The sequence below is a fragment of the Candidatus Cardinium hertigii genome, assembly GCF_050864855.1.
Taxonomy (GTDB): Bacteria; Bacteroidota; Bacteroidia; order Cytophagales; family Amoebophilaceae; genus Cardinium; species Cardinium hertigii_C.
In genome coordinates, this window is record NZ_JBOZWW010000061.1 from 1 (window position 1) to 15,427 (window position 15,427).

The following is a 15,427-nucleotide window of genomic DNA, read 5'->3' on the forward strand; positions in this document are numbered from 1 at the left end:
AATGACCAGTTAATCAGATTATTGATTTGATCAAAAAAGGTATGCTTGCATTTACGACGACTAGCTGATATATCTGATAAACTTAACTGACCGCTCACTTTGATTGACATAATAATATCATAAAATTTTTATTACAAAACCTAAACAATAATTACAAGTTAAACTTTTAATAAAATTAACAATTACTTTTTTATACTAAAATCTAAAAACCTATTGCAACGGTCTCGATTTACGGATTGATCAAAAAGTTACTGCTCACGATCCTGAAAAGCTTATTGAGGTAGAATGTACTCAAATGTTAAACTGCATTCAAAATTATCAAAAACACGATTTTCTAAAATATCTTTGCACCAACCAGAGCAAAACACCTGATTATATAAATAGTTACACAGAAAAAAGTAAAAAAATATTGAATGATCAGCTCACTTCGATCATCAATAACATCATCGTGTATACGAATGAAGAAAAAGTATACTTCTCAGCTTTAGAAATAGCATTGAACAATCGTTGTCCGTCAGCTGTTAGCTTACTAATAGAAAAGTGCCCTACACAATTAGATCTTAATAAATTTTTAATTCGAAATGATAATAAGTTCCTTAATATTTTATACAAAACAATAGATAATATAAACCAAGATATAAAAGAAATAAATGTAGATAAAGATAATAATATCTTATTTGATTGGCGCATATTGTATATACTGATAAGTAGTGAAAAGATAGATCCATCTATACTACAACCTGAAACCTACAATAATATACTCGATCTATTCATTCATAATAATGATATTAATGGAGCATATTACCTAATAAAACACGTTATATCAACTAATCATTCTCTTGCTCACAAATTATTAGAGGATATAAGTTACACTTTAAGGAGGAAATATAATCTAGATCAGTCGTCTGCTTCAAGAGAAATCCCTAAGAACTTAATCAGATTCCTAGAATTAGTAAAAGAATTTCTACCTGATAATGAGTGTACTAATAGTTGTTTTGCAAAACGTAAAGATGATAAGCCTCCTACAACTTGTAAGTATAAAAAGTGTTATATTCTTAACTTCTTAGAAAGACTAAAAGAATTAAAGTGTGGTTAGGATTTATTTTACTGATTTACAAAAACTTAATAAGATTCGTTTATTGGTTTTTTCTAAAAAATTAGCTGTTTTACCTACTTTTATCAAGTACGCTATAAAATAATAAACTGACAACCAATTATATTTATATATAAGTTTTCTTTATAGAACTGTGTATAGATAAATTTTTATAATTGATAATCAGGTTAAAAATATTATAATCCATAATTCACATTGTTCTGAATTTTACAGCAATAGGGAAGCAGTTGTTAAACCTATTAAATCCAACTTAAGTGGTTATGTCTACAAGAACCCATCATGTTATTCTACGTAGTCGGATCGAGGTTACGCTTGATCAGCATAGTCAAAATAACATACTCCAACGTACCCTTCATAAAGTGGTCCATAGGCATATTATGCCTATGTTATCGAAATTATTTTCTCAATACGTTCCGGATGATGCAATTATTCATTTAGATAAGCTTGTAATAGATGTAGGTGATTTAAATCTATCTGCTCTTGGCAAACAATTACCTTATCAGGTGGAACAGATCTTAACGCTTAAGCTAAAAGAAGAGATTGGTAAGGTACTACATAACCCTACTGCAGACCAAATAATTCCACTACCTGATGCAAAAATGGAGGCTATAGCACACTATCTATCAGAAGGTAACTTTGCTTGGTGGATGGTCGAACGTTCTGAAAAACAAATTGAAAAAACATATTTGGAATTGCTACACCATACCCCCTTGCGCATCGCACAACTTTGGTCTAATTTAAGAAAAAAAGGAAAAGCAGTTCAACGTTGTATGGCACTTTTTTCCCAAACTACTGTGGCCCATACGATTGCCTATTTATTAAAGCAGCCTATACCCTACTTTACACCTATATTAGCTGAAGCAGGACTACTGTTATACCAAACGGGGATTTTGACAAGTAGACCATACACATTGGAACAGCAACTGCATGCAATGGCTCTATTGGCCATCATTAACCAGCAAAAGTATCAAGTAGACCGGATCTGTTTTTTGCAAATGCTCCTCCAGCAAGCAGCTATTCAAACTGCTACGAGCTATGAAAAAATTCTAGAAAAAATACACGCCTATTATGAGCAAAATGAAAAAAAATCTTCCTATAACGCAACTATTAAAGGATGGGTATTTCAGTTGCGAGATATGGTTGCAACGCCACCGAAATACTGGTATCAAGATGCTAACAATCAGCAAAAAGTACTAAAAGAATTGGATAGAATAGGCAATCATACCATGGCCTCTTATCAACTATCCGCAGCTGTTGGTACGATTAAGGCAGTAATAGATCAACCAGGTATACGTTCTTTAGTAAAAAGCTGGCTTAAAGAAAAGAAAAACAGAGAACAATTGATCAAACGCTTACCTGATGCATTGTTTATTGGATTCTTGGGATCTATAGATCCTTATATAGCAACGCTATATGCTGATTTTAGAGGAATTGCAACAGCTACTGCTGCTACTGCCGCACCTATCTGCGCTGTTAAAGCCAATTCTTTAGCCTATTGTGGATTTGAACATGCTAAAGCAGTTTATCTTAAAGCAATTCAATCGGTATTTAAAAAATATATTTCCAATAACTTTATCAATAAGCAACGTTTGTCGATATGGTGTGCCACGCATACCCATCATCCAGAAGTAGCAGCTATAATGGAGCCATTGGTATCCATCACACAACCCTCTATCCTATCAGATGATCCAAAAATCACCATGTATTCAGATAGCACAACTACCAATCCTCAACTGGCCTCTACCCATCCAGTCGACTTGAATAGCCCACCTATTTCAATCTCAGAAGATGACTCATCTAATTTATTAAAAGCGTTAGAAAGGATCATCCATCCTACTATAGCAGCTGATGAACGATTGAGAGCTATTAGTGACATTAAGATAGTAATAGATCAACCGGGTATACGTTCTTTCCTACAAAGCTGGCTTAAAGAAAAGAAAAACAGAGAACAATTGATCAAACGCTTACCTGATGCACTGTTTATTAAATTTTTGCAATCTATAGATCCTTATATAGCAACGCTATATGCTGATTTTAGAGGAATTGCAACAGCTACTGCTGCTACTGCCACACCTATCCGCGCTGTTAAAGGGAATAGTTTGGCCTATTGTGGCTTCGAACATGCTAAAACGGCCTATCTTAAAGCAATTCAATCGGTATTTAAAAAATATATTTCCAATAACTTTATCAATAAGCAACGTTTGTCGATATGGTGTGCCACGCATACCCATCATCCAGAAGTAGCAGCTATAATGGAGCCATTGGTATCCATCACACAACCCTCTATCCTATCAGATGATCTAAAAATCACCATGTATTCAGATAGCACAGCTACCAATCCTCAACTGGCCTCTACCCATCCAGTCGACTTCAGTAGCGCACCTATTTCAATCTCAGAAGATGACTCATCTAATCTATTAAAAGCGTTAGAAAGGATCATCCATCCTACTATAGCAGCTGATGAACGATTGAGAGCTATTAGTGACATTAAGATAGTAATAGATCAACCGGGTATACGTTCTTTCCTACAAAGCTGGCTTAAAGAAAAGAAAAACAGAGAACAATTGATCAAACGCTTACCTGATGCACTGTTTATTAAATTTTTGCAATCTATAGGCCCTTATATAGCAACGCTATATGCTGATTTTAGAGGAATTGCAACAGCTACTGCTGCTACTGCCACACCTATCCGCGCTGTTAAAGGGAATAGTTTGGCCTATTGTGGCTTCGAACATGCTAAAACGGCCTATCTTAAAGCAATTCAATCGGTATTTAAAAAATATATTTCCAATGGCCTCATCAACAAGCAACGCTTATCCATACTGTATGCCACGCAAAGCTATGATCCAGCAGTAGGAGCCATCATACGACCTTTTGTATCTATATCTGGAGGGTCCCTCCTTTCAGATGGTCCAAAAACAACGGAGCACCAAAATAATAGCTTACATACCGACCCGAAACTGGCGGATATTGGAGCTGCCTACTTAGATATAGATCCTGTTTCGGGCTTAGAAAGTAACTTATCTGATGTAGTAGCTTTCTTGCTTTATAATGAATTGCCCAAAGACCAGTTGGTGGCAGCTTATGTAATAGCCAAACGATTGGGACATGCAACATGCCAACAAATACGAGATCAGCTTACACCTTTATGCCAAGAAGCAACTATTTTAAGAAAATTAATACAAAATTCTACAGAACCAACATTAAAAAAACTTTTACAAGCCTTTGTTCCTTTTTCCGATCAGCTGTTAGATAGATTAGAAAAAGTCATTTCCCAATCAAAAGTAGTGGAGTGCACAGAACAGCTGACCAATATCCGGTTAATAAAAGAAATTTTTATTAAAGCAGCGATCATTCATATACCACCTACTACCGAAAAACAATATATAGAGCGGATATTATGCCATCTTGGCATACAAACTTCGTGCAGTCCAACTATTTTATGTGATCAATTGATTAATGGTGCCAAACAGACAAGCGATCACCATCTAGTAGAGACCTTTTCTTTGCTCAAAAAAAATTTAGCACCACTGAACCTACATAAAATAGATGAAGTAGATCTTATGTTTCTATTTACACATGAAACATTTTCTTTAGACCAAACCTTGCTTCCGCTTTACTATAGCAAGCTACTGCCAGCTATTAAACATAGGGTCCGAGCATCTGATGGAGCTGATGTATCCCAATCAGTGATCAACGAACTGGTTGCACAACACTTGTCAACCATTGATAAGCCATTACAGGCAACCATTGGCACAACGTTCTATAAGCAAATTACCAATTCCTTACAAGGCAAGCAACAACGCGTTGCAAAAAGATGGAACCTTTTTTTACATACCGGTCAGTTGGAGCATTATACAGAGGTTACCGCTTTGTTGAATGATGTCATAAAACATTTGCCTACTTTTTCCTTAGCACAAGATAAAATACATGTACGACGACGCCTTATTGCAAATTTTACCCCTAGCCAACTTATGTTATTGGTTCAAAACCACAATGATATAGGAAAAAGATTGGCAAACTTTATACAAGGAAGCTATCAATTATGGTGTGCTACAGAAGGCTCACTAGGTCAACAAAATATTACTAGAAGCCTATTTTGGGATAGTATATTGAAAACACTACCTGGCACATTGATGGCCAAAGAGGATTGGCTTGCAGAGATCATTAGCCAGTGGAGTAATGTTTTACACATTACACCTACTACACTACTAGAAACTTTTCAAATCTTTATTCAGGATACCAAGGGGATACCAGAAGTAGAAAAACTAACCAGTTCACTACATAAACTAGAAGAAAAATATCGAGAAAGGATTCAACAACAAGCCATACAACGTGGCTACAAAGCGCCTATTTTAACCAAACTGTATTTATTTCTGAATGGAAGCTTATCTTTTTTTTCCCAACAGTATCCGCTAGCCATGGCTACGTTAAGCGATGAACTGATGCAATCCATCACAGACCAACCATTGGCTTTATCAAAACTATTAAAAGAGCAAGATAACCATGAATTGGCAGCCAGACGTATGGTATACTACTTTAGCGAAGAAATTATTACAAAGATGATAGCCTGTTTGGCAAAAGAAAAATCTCTATTTGTAATGCACTACCTAGATGTATTAAGCAATGCGTTGCCATCTACCATTATACCACTCGACCATCTATCTAGATGGAAAAAAGAACTCTGTATTTCTATCATCCATTATTTAATTACAAAAAGTCAAATTGAAGCAATGGAGTTTGTACAGCGTACCTTACTGACTATATGTTATCCCAAAGAAACTGTTTACCAAGTGATTGCTTCAATCGCAGCCAACGAAAGTACCATCCCCCCCCCAAAAAATAAAATCATAGACTTGCTCAAGCCACTGATCAAGCAGATCAATGAAAATAGGATTGGCCCGTCAACTGTAGTACATACTCCATTAGAGCAGTTACCAGCAACCCTAGAAAAAAAAATAGCTAAGAGGGATAGTGTACCAACAGAAGAGGTTAGGGTCTATACCAAAAATACTGGATTGGTTTTTCTATGGCCTTTTTTCTATGATTTTTTTAAGGTCCATAACTTAATGGTGGGCAATCAATTTGTTTGTGAACAAGCAGCCCACAATGCAGTTTATCTCTTACAATACTTAGTTACCGGAAAGCTAAACAGTCCAGAATGGCAACTTACGCTTCCCAAGCTACTTTGTGGCTTAGCCTATGATACGGTATTGCTACCCTATAGCCATGCAAACGATGATGCGTATGGTCATCCGCAAGCAGAAATGGTAGATCAGCTAGAAAAGCAACCCTTACAGGGTGCTACAAAAAAAATAGCCACCAACAGTTTAATAGCTGCTGACGCGTTGGAACCCATATCCATCCATACCGGACTACTTATTGAAAAAGTAATAAAACGATGGGAAAGCTTAAAAAAACTTAAAGACACAATTTTATACCAAGATGTTACGCTCGAAAATATATTGAACCAACACTTTTTAAACAGAATGGGCATTTTGACTAGAGAGCAGGTTGATAATAGCTCGGAAAGCAGGTTTTGGCATCTTAGCATTATGCATCAAGACTACGATACAGTGGAATTACTACCTCCTTGGTCTATGACTCGCTTGAAGCTACCTTGGATGCAAGAGGCCATTGTTTTGTTTTGGATGGTTGAGTAGTAGAAAGATCTATGTAATAATCTTATAGAGATATACTGCTGATTAAAAATGTATTGTACATTTGCAATTATTAAAATAAGTTATGAACTTATCAACCTATCAACCACTTAATTGATCCTTAGCATGTTTTACAACAAAAATAAATTGATCCTGTCGCTATTTTACTATTTACTCTCCGTTTCTTCTAACTGTAAGCAAGTACCTATTTCATCTATTTCATACCATAAGGATATACAACAGGATCATACATTAGCGGATAAGCCGCCTCTTCTTTCTCTTTCTTCTTGCAGGCCACTAGGCAGCATTAGTTGCATAGCAGGTGCCAAAACAGATTTTTTAGTTCAATGTAAAGGAACCATTTCCAATATGGACTTTCCATTAAAGGGTGAATTGGCTTTTATAGGGATAGTAGATGGTGCTGAATTGTCTACTCAAACATTAGCTATAGTAAAAAGTGCGATAGATGCTAAAGACGTTAAAACATTATTATGGCAAGGTGAAGATGGTTTTATCTATTGGCATAAACCTGATACAGGTATAAACGAATGGATTATTAAGATAAAGGAACAGGATTATAAAAAATTAGCATCAAAAAAATATGCACTGCATATGCTATACCTCCCAAATGGTGCGTCTCCCCAGGATTATATTATTTCTACTAATTCAGTTCAAATGAATACCCAAGGTAAAGATCAGCTGTTACCCAATTATCAAAATATTGGGTTAGAAGCTATGGACCCAATTGAACAACAAACCAATAATAGTACAAGTTGGTTCTTAAAAGGTAAGATAAATACTGAATACCTAAAAAATGGTACCAAAACAGGTTTTATATTGTTTAGAGAACAAATTAGCCCTTATCCATTGGTTCAGCAAGTAATGGCTTCTAAAGATGGATGGCCTACGGCATTTACATCTTTTAACGATGAAATGGTTATCATTCCAGGTAAATTAAGGGAAATGGATCCGGCTATAGTAGGTAACTTATTAAGTAGCCAAGCGCCTATTCAAGGTGGCAAATTTAAGGTAATTTGTTACTGGATGCAAAATGAACATTGCTATTTGAGTCAAATAGAACATATCATCTCTGATGGTACAACAAAATCATATGCTACTCCTGCCATCCTCTTTACGGATGATGGCCATGATGTAAAAGTATCCAATGTAAGCCTTTGCCGTGCGCAAGTATCAGGAGGGAAAGAAATGGTCACCTTGTCCGATTTTAAAATCGACTACGCGGTTAATGGTCAAATAACATCATTACCGGCTGATCTAAAGCCATATTTGCTTTTTTTACAAAAAGGTAATGTTTGGCGAACCGCTACCATTGAATCTTTGTTTAAAAAATTGGATGCATCAAAGAAAAAGACTGGTATAAGCGACGATGGAACCATTTGCCTGGTAACTGGTTCAGGCACATTGCTAGACCCATCTTGTATAGACTTTTTTAGCCGTGCAACAGATTATGAATATTTTGTCTGCTTGTTTTCTAAAGCAAACCAAAAGCTTACGTTTTGCACACAAAAAGAAAACATAACCATACAAAAAAAAGAAACCCCACAGCTACAAAAAAAAGATAGACCGCAATCAAGTCAGCCAATAGATATCACCTTAGACAATAAGAATGCCTATATTACTTTTACTAAATCTGTTTGGTGGAATCTTCTGTCAAAACCCTATATTGACTATAGTCTCCCTAAGGTTACATTAACACCTAAGCAACTAGACAAAGATAAGCCGCAAAATAGAGGCTTTTTAATCGCTAAGGTAGGGAAGCTAAATGGTTCAAAAATGGATGACCATAATGATGTAATTGATAACTTTATTAGAAATAAAAACGGGGCCATATCTCATGATGGTACATTTTTAATCTTCGAAGAGGAGCTTACGGAAGCAATGCAACAAACATTAAAAAGCAATATGTATGAGGCATATCAAAATGAGTCGGAAGGCAATAGAACTTTGGAGATTTGCTATTGGGCAGAATATAAAAATAAAATTGTATGGAGTAGTCCAGTAAGTATAGAACTTATTATTAAGTAATATAGTGGCGTTATTGGCGCTATAGATTCAAAGCAATATAAGTGCATCATAGATTATAAGCAACCAAACATTACTATCCTGTAGTATCTGTTTTGGAATACAGATTATGTGTCGATATATTTTTGTTACGGGAGGGGTCGTTTCTTCATTAGGGAAAGGGGTATGTGCAGCGAGTATAGCAGCACTATTGCAAGCGCGTGGTTATCGCATTAATTTAAAAAAGCTTGATCCATATTTAAATGTAGATCCTGGAACTATGAGTCCGTATCAACATGGAGAGGTTTTTGTTACATCTGATGGCGTAGAGGCTGATTTAGATCTTGGATATTATGAACGATTTACAGATATTCCTGCTTCTAAACATGATACGATAACGAGCGGAAAAATTTACGAAAGGCTTATAGGTAAAGAAAGAGCAGGAGTCTATCTTGGAGGAACGGTTCAAATCATACCGCATTTAACAAACTTGATAAACGATTTTATTAGATTTGGTGAAAATAAGGTAGATTTCATAATATGCGAGATAGGAGGTACAGTGGGAGATATAGAAGCGTTGCCATATCTTGAAGCAATTAGACAAATCAAGTACATACTTGGTAGTACCAATACCCTATGTATACACCTAACTTTGTTACCTTATATTGCAACTGCTCGAGAACTTAAAACCAAACCTACACAGCATTCCGTCAAAGAACTAAGGTCTATAGGGATTCAACCAGATTTGATAATTTGTAGATCTGATAGAGAGATTCCAGATGCTTTATTAGATAAAATTGCACTTGCTTGCAGTGTGCCAAAACATAGCGTAGTAGCTGCTGTTGATCAAAAAACAATATACCATGTGCCCCTTTCTTATTATAAGCAAAATGTTGAGAAGCAAATAATAACATATTTTGGCTTAAGGCATACAGATAAGATCAATTTGGATAAATGGCATTTGATTGAACGGCGGATTATGGCCCATGAAAAGAACGTGCGTGTGGCAATTGTAGGCAAGTATAATCAATTACAGGATGCTTATAAATCTCTTTCAGAAGCCTTTTTACATGCAGGTATTCACTATAAATGTAAAGTACACTTAATATGGATCAATGCAGACGAGATAGGTAATCAATTATATAAAAAGTTAGACGCAGTAGATGGTATTATGATTCCGGGGGGATTTGGTATACGGGGTATAGAGGGTAAAATTAAGGCCATTGCATATGCTAGAAAAAATAAAATACCTTTATTTGGTATTTGCCTCGGTATGCAATTGATGGCTATAGAATTTGCGCGTAATGTTCTTGGAATAAAGGATGCAAGTTCTACAGAGTTTACAAATGATTGTGCTAATGTAATTGACTTAATGATTAATTGGTACAATGGAGAAAAAAAAGAAACACGTACACGTAGGTCAAATTTAGGCGGCACTATGCGTCTTGGAAACTATGAGAGCTTTTTGATCAATGGCAGTAAAATTAAGGAAATATACAAACTTGAAAGTATTGTAGAGCGGCACAGGCATCGGTTTGAATTCAATATCAACTACAAAGATGTTTTTGAAAAAGCTGGTATGGGCATAGGTGGTGTCTCAGCCAACGGAATATTGGTTGAGGCGATAGAGTTAAATGAACATCCTTGGTTTATAGGGGTACAATTTCATCCAGAATATACTTCTAGGCCATTTAGACCTCATCCTTTATTTGTTTCTTTTATTGGAACGCTAATAGCGCAAAACAAAACTTTTCATCTTTAATAAACTTTAACAACTTTGGATGGATCAAATGCAAGAAATCAACTTCTAAAAACTGACGTTTCCAACTTTGAAAAGGTTTGAATCGTTAACACCATAGACAATAACTGACTTAGCATTACATCTTATTTTAATAACGCTAATACTATTTTAGCCTTTATTAATGAAATAAAATGAATAAGCTTATTGCTGCTCATGGAAAACCATTTTTATAACATGATAAAAATTAAATACAAGGAAACAAAATTAATATTTTTTTATCTTGATTTTTTAGTTGACTACCAATAAAAAATTTAATAGAAAATTTCTACGCTACATTCTACAAAGTAGAAGATGAAAATAACAATAAGACTGATACACCATTTGTGTACTATATAAACACTTTTTACTAGTAATTTTGTCTTAAACCATTTTATGCACCAGTCTATTTAATAAATAAGTTGATATTAAACACACTTAGTAATTTTTATCTATGTTTGATGAGCCACTACTGCTATAACATATAGGATAGGATAGGATAGGATAGGATAGGATAAGTTTAGTTATTTAGTCGGCCCTGAAATATTATTTTTGAATAAATTTATTGAATGGATATTTCTTTATAATATATATGGTTTATCAGGCGCTCTATTTTTCTTACCCAAGATATAGGTATAACTGGTTTTGGATTAAGAATTTTAATTATATAGGTTTTAATTTATTTGACTGTGAGGGTATTAAGAATAATTTTCTTGTAATCAGTCGTAGGTTATGAGCAATAGCACATAAAATAACGTTAAGTTTATCTCCTAAAATACCTTTCAAATAGTTAACGGATAATTTACCATCGGCTTTCATATGACCGATATGCGGTTCAATAGAAGATCTTCTTTTTATAGCTTTTTTTAGAGCAGGGGTTATACCCCTTTTAGAACCACTTATAAATATATCACATTCATTAACAGGAATATTATGACCTCTATAGGCTTTATCTACGAAAGCATATTTTACCTTGGTACCAGATAATTGCTCGGCTTGTAATAAACTCTTCTCTAAAGTATGGCCATCATAAGCATTAGGATGTATCGCTTCTGTAGAAACAATTAAACCTTTTTTATGGGTCAATGTAAATTGTACTTTACAACCATACTCATAAGGATTTCTAGACTTACCTTTACTCACACAGTAGACCGAGGGTTCATGGATACTATAAACTTTATCTTTACTATTTTTTGATTGATTTATAAGTTTTTTACTTATAGATAGTAGGCGCGTAAATTGGTTGCGTATTAGATCATCACAGGATGCTATAGAACGTTCTACATCTCTTATTACCCGACCAAGATAGGTTTTTAATGTTTTAACGCCCTTGGATAAACGTTTATACTGTTTGGCATGAGCATACCTATCAACTTTACGTTTAATAGATAGACCTAACCGCTGATAAGTTTGACGCAGTTTAATACCTGTTTTCTTGGCTATACTGACCAGTTTTTCTCTGGCTTTATTAAGCAAAGAAGAGTCAGTTGGGTAACGGATATTTTTCTCCATTACAGTAGTATCAGCTATAACTTTTTCAAGTTCTTTTCGGGTCACTACTTTTTTTTTTAGCGATAAGTCTATAGTCATAGATAAGATTTTATTGAGACCTTCTTGACCTAATCTATGGCGCCAACGGGTCAATGAACTGGGGTTACAAGGCACCTTAAACTGAAAATAATCATATCCACAAAAGTATTGCCAATAAGGGTTTTCTACCCATCTAACCACTACTTGTTCATCAGAAATATTATACATATGACTGATAATGAGAAGACCTATAATTAAACGAATAGGCAAAGGAGGTTGACCAGGTCCATAGCTAAAACCGCGGTCTAAATCTGATGCTAAGGAGTGCCAAGGAATCGAATCAGATAACTGGAATAAAGGATGTTTCGGGTTAAGAAAACTAGATAAGCGTTGCTCAAACAAACGCTCAAGGCTATTATTTATTTTCTTAGATTTCATCCTTATTTTGCAAGCTTTTTATACAAAACAACTCTAAAACTGGTTATTAACCAATACAAATTTAACCATTTATTTGCTGATTAACAAATAATTATACAGTATTTCAGGACCGACTATTTATATTCCTATATGAATCATTATATTGGTTTTTATCTGAGGCTGATCTGAATGATTCATGTAGAGATTCTGTAGTTATACTTGCTCTATATGTACTTCTATGGTTATCTGATAGACTTAGTTCTTCTTGATTAATATTATTGGTATCCTTACTAAACCAGTCTGTTATTTTTCCTATCGGGTTTGTAAATTGGAATGCACTAAAACTGGTACGGAATATATTAGCAATATAGTTTATAGGTGAACTATACATATTACTATTGGCACCACTAGTAACAGGTTGAATTGTATCAGAATTTTTCCAGGTATAGTCATCTATACTTCTAGGTCCTCTATGATGCGCTCGTAGACTAGGATCACTTTCTCCATGATGATGTCTATGTTTATGCTGACTATCATTTTCAGTATACTCCTTAGGTGCTAAAGTACTAAATAGGGTACTATCAGTACATAAATTTACATTTTCTTGCAGCATAGAGTTAGACTTAGGATATAAAACACGTATAGTATTTTGGGACCTGTTTTTTGAAGAAGGTATTGCACAAATACCTTCTGATGTGATACGGTAATCTATATTATCTATATTAATCCGTTCTGTTGGAAAAACATGATAATGATGATTATTATCATGGTCTTCAAATAATAAAACAGTAACGTTAATATCACTTCCAACCATTTGAGGGAATCTCAAAAATCTAATCTGATCTATATCTATACTTTTTAATAGTCCATTGGAATCATCAGATAATAAAGATCTCCTTACAAATACATTTTTTAATGGATATGATGGATTATGTGCATTGCCATCATGGTGCACATATTCCTTAATTTCTCTATACATACTTCTATTTAAATGCTTTATAATATCTATATCTCTTGACATTTTAAAATGAGCTGAATGCTTTTTAATTCCAATCCTAAATGTACTATGTGCTAAATTACTATTCCAAATATAGGTCACGTTACCATCTTTAAGGTAAATCGATTGGGAGTAAGTATTATTATTATTCAGGCGTTTTATTGTTCCATATACGGATAGTAAATCTTTGATCTCAAGATCATATAGGTTATTATGATTTTTAGAGTACATGGATCTATTGGATAAATTGTACTCCCCTGATATATCTAAATGTATAGCAACATGATTGGATCGATTATTATACTCATAATCATAAATCTCATTGATTTGAATATTACCTATTATTGCTACATTAAACCGAGAGTTTTTCCCATGAGCAAAAAGAATAGTAGATTCATTAGATTTTCCACGTACTCCATTAATAGATACTATTTTTTCTGATAATGTTAATTCATTTCCTATTACATAATTATTCGTTAAATGTATACTTAATTTTTTACGAGAAATTGAATATTTAATGGTATTATTTTTAGATCCTTTTGAATAACGACATGGATTATCATAGGATATAGAACCTGATAATCCATTTAATGAGATATAATTTTTAGTATTGTTTATAGTCTTTGTAGATATAAAGAAGTATATACTTTCTGCTATTTTGTCATAAATAGTAGCATTACCGCAAACATTATCATAAATATAGTACTGGCCTGTAATCTTCCCACTATCATCTGCTAAGGCAAAATAACTTGATATATTATTGAATTGCAGTGATGAATAAGGTTTATGACGTACTTCAATAACCATAATATGGTTTTTTTCAGCTGATACACCAAAAGATCTAAGAAAAAAATAATCTAGTTCTTCTATTCCTGCCCTACTAAATGAAATATTTAAATTACCTTCACGAGGATCAAAAATAGATTTTATCTCTTTTGTTTGTATTTCTCCTTCTCTTTCATTACTTTCATTACAATAATAATAAACTGCAGCATTACCTGTGTCAAATTTTAATAGACGGTTATATGCATATCTATTATCTCTAGTATTTCTAGCACAAATTATTCCTTTAGGGTAATCAGGTGGGTCTAGAGGATTGATACGGGACTGGGGGATACGATGCCAAGTAATATTATTATATTTTTTCTCATTTGTAAAAATTTCATCTTGAGGGCCTTTTTCATTTGAATCTTTTGCATCATATCTATCAAAACGAATAGTACTATCCGAAGGATAGGCTTTGTCACATATTTTATAGTGAGAAGCATTTTCCCAATCATCTGTAGTATTATAAACTATATCATAAGCAAAATTACGCACATATCTTCGAGTTATGCTTTCCTTGATTATTTTGTAATTCATTTCTGCCATATATCCTACACTTGGATTTTTAATTTGTACTCGATGACCATTAATCTTTTCTCTTGTAAAATATTTTCTTTTATTCTTACTGAACGCAGATAAAAGATGTGTTCGAAGATCATTGTCAGGAATAGGCTCATAACAGGGTTCATCATTACGTAAATCTGGTATTTTAATTATTGCTAGCCTCGTTTTATTTGGAAGTAATTTTAAATTTTTACCTATTAACTCAGATTCTTTTTCTAAAAGCGCTAATTTATCCTGTTTAAACCCTACGAACATCTCTACTTCATCTAATAAAGGAATCTCAATCTGATATGGCGGCTCTGTCCAATTAAGTGTGTAAAATATTTTTATGTTTTATTGAATTCTCTTTTCAAATTTAATTAAAAAATGTGCTATAGCCTCACTCCAATTATGAATAGGCATGGTCCACTTTTTGGTCATGTAGTTAATAGTTAAATATAAGGTTTTAAAAACAGCTATATCGTTAGGAAATACTCTTTTATTTTTAGTAACTCTACGGAATTGGCTATTTACAGATTCAA

General features: G+C 33.9%; 6 protein-coding genes and 2 pseudogenes. 4 read left to right on the forward strand and 4 right to left on the reverse strand.

Features of this window, described 5'->3' with window-relative positions:
* Positions 1–110: pseudogene (locus ACRRVB_RS04220) on the reverse strand (IS5-like element ISCca3 family transposase); the annotation flags it as partial.
* Between the two features lie 185 nt (positions 111–295).
* Between ACRRVB_RS04220 and ACRRVB_RS04225 the strand changes: the two are divergent.
* The 4 genes from ACRRVB_RS04225 to pyrG all read left to right on the forward strand — a co-directional run bounded on the left by ACRRVB_RS04225 (position 296) and on the right by pyrG (position 10,558).
* Positions 296–1,096, forward strand: a complete 801-nt coding sequence (locus ACRRVB_RS04225; protein WP_432466728.1) for a hypothetical protein — start codon at positions 296–298, stop codon at positions 1,094–1,096.
* 278 nt (positions 1,097–1,374) lie between these two features.
* On the forward strand, positions 1,375–6,777 hold the full coding sequence (locus ACRRVB_RS04230; protein ID WP_432466729.1) for a contractile injection system tape measure protein: 5,403 nt from the start codon (positions 1,375–1,377) through the stop codon (positions 6,775–6,777).
* A 123-nt stretch (positions 6,778–6,900) separates the two neighbouring features.
* Positions 6,901–8,820: a hypothetical protein gene (locus ACRRVB_RS04235; protein ID WP_432466730.1), complete on the forward strand. Its 1,920-nt coding sequence runs from the start codon at positions 6,901–6,903 to the stop codon at positions 8,818–8,820.
* A 106-nt stretch (positions 8,821–8,926) separates the two neighbouring features.
* On the forward strand, positions 8,927–10,558 hold the full coding sequence (gene pyrG, locus ACRRVB_RS04240; protein WP_432466731.1) for a CTP synthase: 1,632 nt from the start codon (positions 8,927–8,929) through the stop codon (positions 10,556–10,558).
* A 577-nt stretch (positions 10,559–11,135) separates the two neighbouring features.
* Here pyrG and ACRRVB_RS04245 read toward each other — a convergent pair.
* The 3 genes and pseudogenes from ACRRVB_RS04245 to ACRRVB_RS04255 form a co-directional block, all read right to left on the reverse strand.
* A pseudogene (locus tag ACRRVB_RS04245) lies at positions 11,136–12,541 on the reverse strand (IS5 family transposase).
* Positions 12,542–12,644: 103 nt separating this feature from the next.
* Complete coding sequence (locus tag ACRRVB_RS04250; protein ID WP_432466732.1) at positions 12,645–15,161, reverse strand: hypothetical protein; 2,517 nt, start codon at positions 15,159–15,161, stop codon at positions 12,645–12,647.
* Between the two features lie 78 nt (positions 15,162–15,239).
* On the reverse strand, positions 15,240–15,427 hold a 188-nt coding region (locus tag ACRRVB_RS04255; protein ID WP_432446213.1), incomplete at its 5' end, for a transposase.